Source organism: Halobacteriovorax sp., assembly GCF_041587335.1.
Taxonomy (GTDB): Bacteria; Bdellovibrionota; Bacteriovoracia; order Bacteriovoracales; family Bacteriovoracaceae; genus Halobacteriovorax.
Map to the genome: position 1 here is coordinate 1 of NZ_JBFGYP010000091.1, position 12,105 is coordinate 12,105.

Genomic DNA, 12,105 nt, shown 5'->3' on the forward strand with positions numbered 1-12,105 from the left:
TCAGGAAACTTATCGGAGAAATCTTTATCAACTAATATTAAATCCAACGCGTCTAAAACAAGCTGACCTGCTTGAAGATCGTCAGGCAATAAACTGTATGCAAATGGATAGAGTTCAGTTGATTTTTGTTTAAAGAATTGTTTTAAGTGTTCGTTCATCAATAATATTTTACTCTGCTGCCCTAGCGAGCGCAATAGTAAAGAATGCAATCATTTCAAACATTTATATATCACACAAAACTACTCAACATAAAAACTAAAGTTTTGGTAACTTTCAGTCGATAAATCAAAGGTATAATAATAAGGGCCAACTATGAAATGGAACAATTTTAAATTTATCATTCTTCTCATTGCTTCGCTTACTCTCACATCTTGTGTGGAGACTACTTCAAATAAGAAAAGTTCTAGTGCTTCGACAACTCAATCGACAGTACTTTTACCTAGCGATAGTGATGGATATGATGATGACTATGTAGATGATTCGGACTTACCAAGTTACTACGACCTTCCTCCAGTCTCTAGTGGACAAGAGGGTGTTATTGTACATGGAACAAATCACCCAAATAGAAATCCACCACCAAATGGAATTTTTTGGTCATCAGAAAGAAATATGAGTACAGCAAACCAAGAGATCTTAAAAACAGACTCGAGATTTAATATTAGACTAATGGCGCTTTCAGGACCAAGTCAAAATACTGTTGACTCAAACGGAGTCGCTTGCTCACAACTTCCTGTAGGATATCAAAAACTACAAGTAAGTATCTGTGTTAGAAAGAAAAATGGAGCATGTGTTTACATGCACCTATTTGATGACCTTGACTTAAATGAATGGTCATTAACTAAAGAGTTTAATATTCCATCAAATACTGATGATCCACTAGTAATCGAAGTACTAGATGCCCAATGGGACTTTAGCTGTACTTGGAATGGATCAGGATCTAGCTACTGCCCTTTCAGTGCAGTCTGGGACCAGGATTGTGTTCGATTTAAAATGCAAGTATCGACTGATGGAACTCAAGATCTTCCAGGAGGAAGATACTAGAGCATATCAACAATATCTTCACAGAGGTTTCTCTCATACGCTTTAGAAACCTCTACAACTAATCCTGGACAAGTAATATTTACTTCCGAGATTGATTCACCCAGAATATCAAAAGCAATCCAGTGGACACCGTGCTTAGCTAAATCAGCACAAATATCTTCACAAGACTTTCTCTGCCCTTTGGTCAGTTCATGGCGAGCATAAGTAGCACCTTGAGCAATGTTAGCTAAGTAATCACCCTTTTTAGGAACTTTCAGAATAGAGCCTAACTCTTTACCCTTAAAATAAAAGCTTCGTACTTCACCCTTCTCAACTTCTTTTGCAAAAGGTTGCGCAACAACTGGTCCTTCGTAATCCTTAACTTTCTTATTGAAGATTTCGATATAATCATCTGCTAGTGAAATTTTCTGAACACCAATTCCTTGGTATAAGTCTAAGGGCTTCAGAATTAGCTCTGTATGGCCTTTTGACATAATTTCTTTAACGTATATCGAAAAACCTTCCTCAGAGCTTCCTACGTATGTTTCAAGGCTTGATTCGTGTTCATAAGCATAAAGCTTCTCATTAAATAGTAAAACTCCATCAGGGTCATTAAGAACTTCAACTCCAAGAGTTTTGAAATAACGTTGCATCCACAAGAACCTTAAGTATCTTCCATCAAAAGGAGGGTCTAATCTCATATGTAGACAACTTTCTGCGTCTGCCTCCCAAAATCTCGTTTTAGTAAGCTTAAAATCTCTTATATAGCAACCATCGCTTTCGAAAGAACCATCGAAATCGTAAACTTTTAATTTTGGAACTTGATTATTAACAACGTAGAAATCCTCTTCAAATATAAGAGCGACATCTAGTCCTCTCTTTTTCATTGTAAGAGCAAGCATGAGGGTTGAATCTTTTTTAATAACTAATTTTTCAAGTGGATCAATTAAGAGTATGTGCTTTTTCATTGTTAGACCTATTCTTTCCAAAGAGCCATTTTGAGAAACTTTTTTTCTCCTTGGCGCTTTTAAATTCATTAAACTCTTTTTCAATATAATGAAAAAAGTCTTTTAGGTCACCCGATATTCTATTTCGTAGAACTAATAATTCATCTACTTTATTTTCATAAGTCATAAATGCTGCCAAAGAAGCTTGATTCCACTTTCGATTGAGGTAATAACACTTCTCGTCAGCAACATTGAACTCATGACATACAGATCTTAACTTAGGTTTGATTTTATCACTTAAAAAGCTATCTACAAAAGGCTTTGCTTCATCAATATTTTTGAACTTTTTACTTCTAAGACCTTTATCTAGCTTTCGAGCTAAATCTACTAACTCCTTAGACATCGCCTTACTGAGTAGGCTCTCTTCCTTGATTCTCTCTTTTAATCGAATATCATCCTTGAAGTATTCAATCGCCATCTGTTTTCCAAAGTAATTAGCTAAGTTCTCATTTAACTCGACCTCATCTTTAACAAAGAAGACTGTATGAAACAGCTCGTGAAAGATTAGTTCAGCAAGCTCAAAATCATCAAAGTAGAAAAAAGAAGATAAGATTGTATCGGTGAAGTACCCTAAAGTGGAGTACGCATATACAGGCCTAGTATAAGTAACAATGCCCTTTGTTTTTAGATCATTAGCATAGCTTGTTGCTGAGGACTTTTTAAAAAAGCCTAGATAAGGAAAGCAACCCATAATAGGAAAACACTCTTCTCTAGCCTCTACTTTATTAAAATCTGAAGAAATGACTAAATAAGTAACTGCAGGGTCATGGAGCATAGTCGTTTTAGAATAAATGCTTGTTTCTTTCTTATTCCAATATTTATAAAAATAAGATTTATATACCTGGATCTTCTTTATCTTTTCTTTGTGCTTTTTTGAAAACCTAACATCATTTAAAATTTTTTCATTGTCTTTAGCTGTTGCTAATAACTTTACTTGACCAGTCCCCTGTTCAACTAAGTAACCTACCTTCGCACAAGAGCTAATCAAAAATAAAATAGAAATAAGTGATAATCTTAAAGTAACCAAGTGAAGCCAGCTGTATATCTTAAATCATCCTTAGCACTATTCCAGTCAAACGCTCTAATATATGTTTGAATAGACCCTCTGATGCTAAGTCTTTGTGATAATCTAAATTTTAAACTGAATGTCCCAAACATAGAATCCTGTCTTTGCTTAATAAGTGGATTAACAGAAGTAAAACTAGTTCCTGAAATATCACTTCGAACAGTATAGTTTGTTTTTGTTCTCTTAAAAGTTCTTGCATAACCTAAACTTAAAGAGGGTTGAATTAAGGATTTTCGAGAAGAGAAGGATTGTCTAAACCCTAAACCATATGATTTCGTTTCAATTTCAGTCTGCTGACCAAGGATTGTAATATCTAAGTCACTATACGAAACAGATTCATTAATCACAGTATTATCACTATTTTCCATATAGTTTATTTCAAGAGCAGTGTATTCCCAAAGGTAAGTCGCGACTGATCCGGCCCAAGTTCTTGATGTATTCTTACTTTGTCTATTTGTTCCAAAAACATCTTTATCGTAACTAAAGTCCATTCCAAGCTCAATCAAAGCATATGAATTCAAAGAAAGTATTGTTGTTAAAAGAATAACTGAAATTTTTAAGCGCATAAGAGGTACCTCATTCACTTAATATTCTACTATTATCTAGATGTAATTTCCTCAGGTGGCACTATTTGCATGCCACCAAGCCTCTACTACACTGATATTATTGAAATTTAGGAATTCTTTTTCCTATAACTGCCTCTAATTCACCTTGGCAAGAAAGAGCTGTTGTCTCAATGACCTTAACATCTACCCAGTTCCATTGAAGATTTTGCTCAGGACTTTCAGGTAGAAAGTGAACAATTCTATTGCAGTTTGTTCTCCCCTTCCACTTAGTTTGTCCTTTGAAAGTATTCTTACCTTCTACTAAGATCCTATAGCTTTTACCAACCATTTCACTTCTAATTTCGGCCTGAAGCTTTAACTGATGAAGTTGAATTTCTCTAAGTCTTGCTCCACGAATATCATTTGTTAAATGATCTTCAGATCTCGCAGCTCTAGTCTTATTTCTTTTTGAGTATGCATATGAATATATAAAATCAAACTTAGCATCATCTAAAAGCTTTAAAGTCGCTTGATGTTCTTCATTTGTTTCATTTACAAAACCAGCGATGATATCAGTAGATATTATAATTTCTGGTTGAATTTCTCTTAGTTTATTTACGCGATCTAAATAATGTTCAACAGTATACTCTCTATTCATTCTCTTTAAGACTGTATTAGAGCCTGATTGAATAGGTAAATGTAAATGTTTTGAAAGTTTCTTAGAAACTCCATGAGTCATAATCAACTCGTCAGAAATATCGTATGGATGGCTTGTAGTGTAACGAATAATTTCTAGACCATCTAAGTTTTCAAGTTCAAGAATAAGCTGAGCAAGTGATTCGCCATTTTCTTTTCCAAAAGAGTTCACGTTTTGACCAAGTAGCGTTACTTCCTGAATACCTTGATATTTTACAAGACGTCTAATATCTTCAACAACCTCATCAACTCTACGAGATCTCTCTTTTCCTCGAGTATAAGGTACGATGCAATATGTACAATACTTGTTACACCCTTTAATTATATTTACAAAAGCTTGTGGTGTACCATGAGATATTTTTGTTTCAATTGAAAAGTTCTCTGATCTATCCCAACTATTGATGAAGAATTTTGAATCTCCTGCATAAGTCCTATAGACCATGTCATTAATTGAATCAATTGTATCAGGACCAAAAGCAAAATCTAAATGTTTATACTTAGCTATTAGTTCCTTCCCTTCTGTTTGAGCAACACATCCACCTACTCCAACGACAAGATTATCTTTCTTTGTCGCTTTTTGATGTTTCATATTTCCAAGATGAGAATAGAATTTATTATTAGCGAGGTCTCTTACTGCACAAGTATTGAAAAGAACAAGATCAGCATCTTCAACTTCTTCAGTTTGAGTAAAGTTAAGGTTCTTAAGGTGAGACATAATTCTATCAGTATCATGATAGTTCATTTGGCATCCGTAAGTTTTCATCCAAACTTTTCTTGGAGGAAATACTACTTCTCCCATTTTTACTAATCGGGCCCCAGTTTTTTCATCAGTAAACCATTCTTCTTTTGGTCCATCTAAAGTTCTAAGCCCTAACCCTGTTGGTGCTTCTGTCATTTCCATAAGTAATCTCCGAATCAATTGAATAACTAATCTTCTCTGCCTTCTGGCAATGAAGATTTGAGATTCACACAGTTGTTAAGCCTGCTGATTAAGTTTTTAATTTTGCGCAAGTTACCAATAACACGTTTGAAAGTAAATCTACATTTTGAAAATTGTCATCATTACCATCCATAAATAGCTGAAAATACGAAACTCTCAAAATGCGTTCTGAGCGATTTACCCATAGGAAAGGTAGGGAAAAATGAGAGAATTGAAATATGAAGGCCTGTAACTTATAGATTTTATTTAAATATTTCTTGAGATTTGGAAAATAGGTAAAAAAAAGGGCCACTCATAGAGTGACCCTTAAGTATTTGAAGAATAATCAATTACTTTTTCTTAGCTGGCGCTTTTTTAGTAGCTTTTTTAGCTGCTGTTTTCTTAGCTGGCGCCTTTTTAGTAGCTTTTTTAGGAGCAGCTTTCTTAGTTGCTTTCTTTGCTACTTTTTTTGTAGCTTTTTTAGCTACTTTTTTAGTCGCTTTCTTTGCTACTTTCTTTTTTGCAGCTTTTTTAGCTACTTTCTTAGTTGCTTTCTTAGCTACTTTTTTCTTAGTCGCTTTTTTAGCTACTTTCTTAGTCGCTTTCTTAGCAACTTTCTTCTTAGTTGCTTTCTTTGCTACTTTCTTAGTTGCTTTTTTAGCTACTTTTTTCTTAGTTGCTTTCTTTGCTACTTTCTTAGTTGCTTTCTTAGCTACTTTCTTAGTTGCTTTTTTAGCTACTTTTTTCTTTGCTACTTTTTTCTTAGTTGCTTTCTTAGCTGTTTTCTTAGCAACTTTTTTTGTAGCTGTCTTCTTTGTGGCTTTTTTCGCAACTTTTTTAGTCGCTTTCTTTTTTACTGCCATTGACATCCTCCAGGCTTTTTAACACTTATAGATTCAGAATAAACATAATTTTATTTTAACGCAAATAAAAAAATAGTCTTTTATTACGAATCTGTAAAAAATTAATTTCAACAGTTTATAAATTGATTTCGGTTTTAAACTTGAATTACTTTACAAAAAAAAACAACACTACCCTACAGGTCGTCTACCATTACTATTACACGTTTCATTTTTTTATCATTTCTAGTTTTTTCATAAATTGTTTTAGAATATGCATGAATTACATAGAAAAAATTCTCTCTTTTTTTTTTAAGCTTAATGTTGTTTTTTTTAAGGGAGAATGCGCAAAATGTGCCTCATATGGGCAAAAAGGACAATTATTGTTGGCAGTTTTAGAAGAAAACTAATCAATAAAGAGTTTGAAATGATAAGAAATTTTAAAAATTACTAAATATCAGTGCTCATATTTTTAATAAATGGGTAACCATGCCACACTTCTTCGAATGATTCCTTAAAATATGTTTCTATACTTTTAGAATCACTTTTCTTAATCGCAATAAATGGATCGTAGCTATTCGCCTTCTTAAAATTAAGAATAAGTGGTTTATATGCAGACCTTCCAATCTCGCATGAGACAAAAACAGGTGATTTAGTAAGAGCATTCTCTACTTCAGCTTTATAATCAAGACACGCTTTATAGCATTGCTCTTCTGTTTTAACATTAATTTTTTTTGAACGAATATATTTAGATGTCCTTCCACCAATTCTACTTATATTCCGGATAGTACAATCAGCATTCGTAACATATTTAAGAATACTACTATTATTGAATTTTATTTCTAAGTCATAAAACCCGTTATTTTTAAATCTATAGTAATCTAAGTATTGTTGCTTGCTACTAATAGGGCTTCTTATTGATTTAGATAAGCATTCTTCTTTATTTTCTACTAAGAACTTTCGAATAGGCTCTTGTGACCAATGATAATTATAGTACTCACAACTCTTTAATTCGACGCTACTGTCCTCAACATATATCTCCGCCTCAAAGCCATACATTGGATTTGAATTCATACCAGGTACTACTGAGCACGTATAATCACTATATTTACTACTTATAGTTTTCTTTTTAGATAAGCAAAGAGACCTACAACTCCTTACCTCTTCATTTAATTCATATTCTCTCTTAATTAAAACATTTCCACTTTTTCTATATGTAACTCTACATTTCGGTGCAGATATATGTCTGTAAGTTGGAAATTTTTGAAAACTATCAATACTTAAGTATTGAGGAAGTGCTTTAGATGAAAATCTAGCAAATGGAACATTGCCCATGAAGAAAATATATTCTTCCCATCTAGATGAATCCAACTTATATAAATCTTTATTGGCCATAAAACGGCATTCATCTCGTGTAAGATCCTCATACGTATTTTTGTTTATAATTCTTTTATTTGAAGCTTTTTGAAACCATGAAAGCCTAGGATTACTATCCTCACCATTTGGAACATAAGTAAATGAATGACAGTCTCCTCTCATTAAATTAAGAATTGGAGCTGGAATTTGTCCACTCTTACCTAATTCAACAAAACTATAAGAGCTCTTTGATGGATAGTTTCCCAGCTCTTGTAATCTACTACTATATGATTTTTCGTATTCTTTAAATTTTTCTAAACATTCAAGCTTACTAGAAGCTGAAAAAGAAAAAGGATTCAATGATTCAAAATACAAACTCTCATCTGTATAACTCGTGATCTGCTCTTTAAATGGATTTTTCCCTTTTGGTAGCTCTCTATACCTAACATTGCAAAGAATCTGATGCTTTGACCTATGATTAAGCTTAAACATCTCTTTAGCAAAGCCTCCTCCTAGTTTATCATCTCTAAAGTACGCAGTTATTTTTGAAATCCACTCACTCTGCGACTCAACTTTGCTACAGTCTTCTTTCCTGAATATAGTACAATTTGGTTTTAAAAATTTATGATTCTCAACTCCTAGTATTTTTTCATTTGCTTTAAAATAACTGATCATTTCAGGAGACCAAGGACCTTCATTTATATAAATTTGAATTAACTTAGCTGGAATGTGAGCATAGTTACTATTTGAACTATAATCTTCCTCTTTAGGCTTATCTTTTGTACTTAACTTTGAATAAGCTAACTCAACTTTTTCTAAGCATTCAATTGTTCTGCATCTATCTTCATTAGCTTTTTGAGAAAGATTCATCATTTTCTTTTGAACGCTAATAGTTGGTTCATAATCAAGACTTTCTATACTAGGACTACTATTAGATGTTGAACTTGAAGAAATATCTTTTTGTGGTGAGACTTGATCAGAGTTAGGTAGAATATTTTTAGGTATAGACACTATTTTTTGAGAAGGTGCTTTTACATGCATTTCCTTTCTTATCTTGTCTAGGGATATTGGTTCAATTTCCTTCTTTGCAGTTTTAGATACTACATCAATACAATCTAAATCCTCACACATAGCAGAAGTGAAGTTGAACTGACTAAGACAACCAGACTCATTTTCCCCGCTTCTACATTTAACAATGATTATTTCTTCAAAATTTATATACGCTTCTCTACAGACGTTATCTTTACATTCATTGAATTTTCTTTTTTTGAAATCTAGACAATCTACTTTCTCACCACAAGAAATAGCGACATAGCGACTATATAACTTCGAGAGCTCACCACTTGTCAGAGCTGTAGATGCGTTTATTGAAAATGATAAAAAAATAAACAATAATTTAATTGTAAGAACTAGATACATAATTTCCCCATGTAACTAGTCTATATCAATCTAGATAAATTTAAAGAAGTTTCATTGATAGAAGATAACCATATGAAATTACGGCACCCCCTACATGAAAGGATGCCTTAAAAAAGTGACGTTTAACCTATTGATACTTAAAAGTAATCTCTTCGTCTTTACTTAAATCAACAATAACCTTCCCACCACTTGAGAGCTCTCCAAATAAGACTTCATTAGATAATGGTTTTTTAATTTGTTGATCTATTATTCTACCAATTGGCCTCGCTCCCATTTTTGGATCATAACCTGTCTTGGCCAACCATAGCTTAGCACTCTCAGTCACTTCGATTTCTACATTTTTTGAAGCCAGTCTATTTTCCAAGTCTAATAAGAACTTATCTACAATCTTAACAATGAACTCACTTCCTAATTTATTAAAGTGAATAATTGCATCAAGCCTATTTCTAAATTCTGGTGTAAAGAAATTCTTTAAAGTCTGATCTCTCTTGGCCGTATTACCATCTAATTTGACCTGACCAAGACCAATTGAGCCAGCTTCCATCTGCTTAGCACCAGCATTCGTAGTCATAATGATAACTGTATTTTTAAAATCAGTTGTTCTACCTTGAGAATCTGTTAATGCTCCATGATCCATAACTTGTAACAAGATATTATAAATATCAGGATGTGCTTTTTCGATTTCATCTAATAATAGAATACAATGTGGATTCTTTTTTACTGCATCAGTTAAAATACCACCATTATCATAACCAACATAACCAGGAGGAGCTCCTATTAACTTAGCTACAGAGTGCTTCTCCATGTACTCAGACATATCAAATCTTTCTAAGTGAGATCCTAGGTTATGTGCTAACTGTCTTGCTAGTTCAGTCTTACCGACACCAGTAGGTCCGGCAAATAGGAAGTTCGCCATAGGCTTACTATCGTGTCCAAGTCCTGATCTAGATAATATAATTGCATCAGAAACTTTTTCTACCGCTTCATCTTGACCGTAAATAACTAGGTCAAGATTAGCTTTTAAGTTTTTGAGTCGGTCTCTGTCGCTACCGGTAACACTTATTTCTGGAATTTTAGCTAATTTAGAAATTGTTAACTCTACATCTTTCTTTGAAATATTCTTTTTTCTTTTACTTTTTGGAAGTAAGTGAATCTTCGCGCCGACCTCATCTATAACATCTATAGACTTATCTGGATTCTTTCTATCTCCGAGAAACTTATTTGATAAATCGACAGCTGTTCTCAATACAGCATTTGAATACTTTACTCCGTGGTGTTCTTCAAACTTTGGCTTTAAGCCTTTTAGTATTTGATAAGTATCTTCTAGAGAAGGTTCATCTACATCAATTTTTTGAAATCTACGACTAAAGGCGTGATCTTTTTCTATAAATTTTCTGAACTCATTATGAGTCGTACTTCCAAGACATCTAACCCGTCCAGAAGACAATGCTGGCTTTAAAAGATTAGAAGCATCCATACTTCCACCGTTTGTTGCACCGGCGCCCATTACAGTATGTATCTCATCAATGAAGAGAATTGTTTTCTCCCCTTTATCATGAAGTTCATCTAATTCTTTTAAGACATTCTTTAAGCGCTGCTCAAAGTCTCCTCTAAACTTAGCTCCAGCTAAAAGAGCTGCCATATCTAAACTAAAAATAATTGTCTCTTCCAGTACTTCTGGAACATTTCCCTCTACAATACTTTTCGCAAGCCCCTCAACGATAGCAGTTTTTCCAACACCGGCCTCTCCTACGAGAAGCGGGTTATTCTTTCTTCTTCTACAAAGAACTTCAACTATTCTATTTAACTCTTCACTTCGACCAATAAGAGGATCTATTTTATTTTTCTTAGCAAGCTCATTTAAGTTTATACAAAACTCATTTAATGCCGCATTCTCTTTTTTCTCTTTTTTCAACTTTGAAGGAGTGATTCCTCCCTCAAGTTCAGAATTATCAATATAGTCGTCTTCACCATCGATAGCTTCATCAGCTCCATGAGCAATATACTTAACAACATCAAACCTCTCTATTCCATACTTTTGAATCGAATAAAGAGCGAAGCTTTCTTTCTCCTGAAACATTGAGACTAAAATATTTATTCCCATTATATTTCTTTTACCAGATGACTGAACATGTATAGCAGCTCTTTGAATTACTCTTTGTAAAGAAAGGGAGATTTCAGGTTGGTATTGAATACCGTTTTCACTGGCAAGCTTTCTTAACTCTTCATCAACAAACTGTTGTCTACTCAAGTTTTGAACTTGCTCATCTGTTAAAATACTAAAATTTTCTTGATCGTTTAAAAACTCTATTAAGTCTTCTTGGAGTTGATCTATATTTGCACCTAAGTCTTGAAGTACATCTATTACTTGATCGTCATCTAACATGGCAATAAGAACAGTCTCAAGAGTTAAATACTCATGCTTTTTCTCATTCGCTATTTGGATAGCTTGATTAATTATTTCTTCTAGCTTTTTTGACATCATAACTTCCTCTTAGGCTTCAGGTTCAATCGTACACTTCAGCGGGTGACCGTTCTCCTTAGCTTCTTGATTTACCTTCTCAGCTTTAGTTTCTGCAATTTCAAAGCTATAGACTCCACAAATGCCAACTCCTTCATTGTGCACTTTAAGCATAACTGCTTGTGCTTCCTCTAAGCTCTTAGCAAAAACCTTTTGTAAAATATAAATGACAAACTCCATCGTGGTGTAGTCATCATTATGAATGAGTACCTTGTACTTTCGGGGTTTCTTTACCTTAACTTTCTTAATTGTAGCGACCCCACCTTCGCCGTACTCATCCTCATCATTAAAGATGGGGTTGAATCTACTATCGTCAAGGTTAGACATTCTTTCATATATGGACATAATTTAACTCTCATTTGCCTTTAGTATCTAATATCATTATCCTTTTAATAAATAGTCTTTTCAACTAAACAAAGCTGAATTGATGTAATTTTAAACAAAAAGGTCGAAAATATGAGTTTTTGGGATAGATTTATAGCAAAAGAGGTGTCAAAACCACTGTCTAAACTTCAAGAGAGTATCCTTGTCCAATTTCCGGACTATACTGAAGAAAAACGAGTTTTATTGGGCTGTTTAGCAGCTTTAAGCGCAAGAGTCGCCTATGTAGATTTTGAAATATCTCCAAAAGAAAAAGACGCTATGATCGAGGCGCTCAAGAAGTGGATGAACCTAACTGATAAAGAAGCCGAGTTTGTTTCAACAAAGGCCTTAGAA

The 12,105-nt window shown here is 33.6% G+C and carries 10 protein-coding genes; 2 read left to right on the plus strand and 8 right to left on the minus strand.

Translation table 11 applies throughout. The features are described from left to right. Nucleotides 1–312: 312 nt before the first annotated feature. Nucleotides 313–1,041 (plus strand): hypothetical protein, encoded by a 729-nt coding sequence (locus ABX784_RS12030; RefSeq protein ID WP_372655291.1) that lies wholly within the window; start codon nt 313–315, stop codon nt 1,039–1,041. Here ABX784_RS12030 and ABX784_RS12035 read toward each other — a convergent pair. The 8 genes from ABX784_RS12035 to clpS all read right to left on the minus strand — a co-directional run bounded on the left by ABX784_RS12035 (nt 1,038) and on the right by clpS (nt 11,715). Beyond that, a complete protein-coding gene (locus tag ABX784_RS12035) occupies nt 1,038–1,988 on the minus strand; it encodes a RimK family alpha-L-glutamate ligase (protein ID WP_372655292.1) in 951 nt (316 codons plus the stop codon). The two genes, ABX784_RS12030 and ABX784_RS12035, sit on opposite strands and share 4 nt — an antisense overlap. Next, complete coding sequence (locus ABX784_RS12040; RefSeq protein WP_372655293.1) at nt 1,963–3,015, minus strand: aminopeptidase; 1,053 nt, start codon at nt 3,013–3,015, stop codon at nt 1,963–1,965. Before ABX784_RS12040 ends, ABX784_RS12035 begins: the two co-directional genes overlap by 26 nt. A gap of 26 nt (nt 3,016–3,041) precedes the next feature. Continuing rightward, nucleotides 3,042–3,659, minus strand: a complete 618-nt coding sequence (locus tag ABX784_RS12045) for a hypothetical protein (RefSeq protein ID WP_372655294.1) — start codon at nt 3,657–3,659, stop codon at nt 3,042–3,044. 97 nt (nt 3,660–3,756) lie between these two features. Continuing rightward, nucleotides 3,757–5,235: a tRNA (N6-isopentenyl adenosine(37)-C2)-methylthiotransferase MiaB gene (miaB, locus tag ABX784_RS12050; RefSeq protein ID WP_372655295.1), complete on the minus strand. Its 1,479-nt coding sequence runs from the start codon at nt 5,233–5,235 to the stop codon at nt 3,757–3,759. A 368-nt stretch (nt 5,236–5,603) separates the two neighbouring features. Then, nucleotides 5,604–6,116, minus strand: coding sequence for a hypothetical protein (locus tag ABX784_RS12055; protein ID WP_372655297.1), 513 nt, complete (start codon nt 6,114–6,116; stop codon nt 5,604–5,606). A 426-nt stretch (nt 6,117–6,542) separates the two neighbouring features. Beyond that, entirely contained in the window at nt 6,543–8,867 is a 2,325-nt protein-coding gene (locus tag ABX784_RS12060) for a hypothetical protein (RefSeq protein ID WP_372655299.1), read from the minus strand. A gap of 127 nt (nt 8,868–8,994) precedes the next feature. Beyond that, nucleotides 8,995–11,352 carry an ATP-dependent Clp protease ATP-binding subunit ClpA gene (gene clpA / locus ABX784_RS12065; RefSeq protein ID WP_372655300.1) on the minus strand — a complete coding sequence of 786 codons (2,358 nt, stop codon included), beginning with the start codon at nt 11,350–11,352 and terminating at the stop codon, nt 8,995–8,997. 9 nt (nt 11,353–11,361) lie between these two features. Beyond that, nucleotides 11,362–11,715 (minus strand): ATP-dependent Clp protease adapter ClpS, encoded by a 354-nt coding sequence (clpS, locus tag ABX784_RS12070; RefSeq protein ID WP_372655301.1) that lies wholly within the window; start codon nt 11,713–11,715, stop codon nt 11,362–11,364. Between the two features lie 129 nt (nt 11,716–11,844). Here clpS and ABX784_RS12075 point away from each other — a divergent pair. Next, on the plus strand, nt 11,845–12,105 hold a 261-nt coding region (locus ABX784_RS12075; RefSeq protein ID WP_372655302.1), incomplete at its 3' end, for a TerB family tellurite resistance protein.

What these genes read in the sequence shown, in the direction of transcription:
- ABX784_RS12030 (WP_372655291.1), top strand. Translation starts at nt 313, where the DNA reads ATGAAATGGAACAATTTTAAATTTATCATTCTTCTCATTGCTTCGCTT.
- ABX784_RS12035 (WP_372655292.1), bottom strand. Translation starts at nt 1,988, where the DNA reads ATGAAAAAGCACATACTCTTAATTGATCCACTTGAAAAATTAGTTATT.
- ABX784_RS12045 (WP_372655294.1), bottom strand. Translation starts at nt 3,659, where the DNA reads ATGCGCTTAAAAATTTCAGTTATTCTTTTAACAACAATACTTTCTTTG.
- miaB (WP_372655295.1), bottom strand. Translation starts at nt 5,235, where the DNA reads ATGGAAATGACAGAAGCACCAACAGGGTTAGGGCTTAGAACTTTAGAT.
- ABX784_RS12055 (WP_372655297.1), bottom strand. Translation starts at nt 6,116, where the DNA reads ATGGCAGTAAAAAAGAAAGCGACTAAAAAAGTTGCGAAAAAAGCCACA.
- ABX784_RS12060 (WP_372655299.1), bottom strand. Translation starts at nt 8,867, where the DNA reads ATGTATCTAGTTCTTACAATTAAATTATTGTTTATTTTTTTATCATTT.
- clpA (WP_372655300.1), bottom strand. Translation starts at nt 11,352, where the DNA reads ATGATGTCAAAAAAGCTAGAAGAAATAATTAATCAAGCTATCCAAATA.
- clpS (WP_372655301.1), bottom strand. Translation starts at nt 11,715, where the DNA reads ATGTCTAACCTTGACGATAGTAGATTCAACCCCATCTTTAATGATGAG.